Origin of the sequence: Faecalibacterium sp. An192, from assembly GCF_002160175.1 — a bacterium.
Classification (GTDB): domain Bacteria; phylum Bacillota; class Clostridia; order Oscillospirales; family Ruminococcaceae; genus Faecalibacterium.
This window is the reverse complement of record NZ_NFKB01000136.1, coordinates 1-942: the sequence shown is the minus strand read 5'-3', so window position 1 is coordinate 942 and position 942 is coordinate 1. Positions and strand designations below refer to the sequence as shown.

The 942-nt window shown below is 51.2% G+C and carries 1 protein-coding gene and 1 pseudogene; both read left to right on the top strand.

The features are described from left to right. A pseudogene (locus B5F27_RS17075) lies at positions 1 to 296 on the top strand (hypothetical protein); the annotation flags it as partial. Further along, the gene (tnpB, locus tag B5F27_RS16285; RefSeq protein ID WP_087233766.1) at positions 286 to 642 is read left to right on the top strand and encodes an IS66 family insertion sequence element accessory protein TnpB; all 357 of its coding nucleotides are present in this window, start codon (positions 286 to 288) and stop codon (positions 640 to 642) included. The pseudogene B5F27_RS17075 and the gene tnpB, both read left to right, overlap by 11 nt. The last annotated feature ends 300 nt before the right edge of the window (positions 643 to 942 follow it).

Sequence of the window (942 nt, the reverse complement as noted above, 5' to 3'; positions counted from 1 at the left end):
TTCAAACCATCGCCGCTGCAAAACAGAGCGGCCAGCCCATCAAAGTCTGGTGTGCAGAACATGGAGTTGCTGTGTCCAGCTTTTACAAGTGGCAGCGAAAAATGAGAGATGCCCTGCTGACTGCGCAAAATTCAGAAATTCAATTTCAGGAGCTGGAAATGCCCTGCAATAGATACGGCACACCGGATTCAGATCGAATCATCCTGCATATCCAGGATATCCTGGTAGAGCTTCCAGCAGGTGTAAGCGCAGAACAGATCAGCGCAGTCGTTCGAGGAATCCGACATGCTGGGTGACATCAGCCGGGTAGATCATATCTATCTGGCTTGTGGGTACACCGACCTGCGGCGCGGAATAGACGGATTGGCGCAGATCGTACAGCAGCAGTTTGAGCTGGACCCGTTTTCCAATAGCCTGTTTTTGTTTTGCGGCAAACGGCGGGATCGAATCAAGGCCCTGTTGTGGGAGGGAGACGGATTTGTTCTGCTGTATAAGCGAATGGAGAATGGCGGAGGATTTCAATGGCCCCGCAGCTGTGCCGAGATGCGGAGTCTGAGCTGGCAGGAATTCCGGTGGCTAATCGAAGGACTTTCCATTGACCAGCCCAAAGCAAACAAGAGCATAGAACGGTGCGTTTTGTGAGGTGAAGTTTTCCACAAAAAATCAGGCCGCTTTTGCAGCAGACCTCATAGAATTTTTGCAGGAAGTTCTCTGTGCAGACAGCTCGCAATGCGAGCTGTTTTGCTGTATAATAGGAGTCAGACATCTTGCGGGAGGCTGCCATGCAGAAAATTGAAACCGGCATTTCCGAGCTGCTGAAACGGCAGCCAGTAACAGAACAAGAGAAGGACGCCTACATCCAGGACCTGCAGAAAGCTCTGCGGCTTCTTCTGGAAGAAGTCCGAGATTTGGAAGAGATGGTTGCTCTGCTGCAGAAGAAGC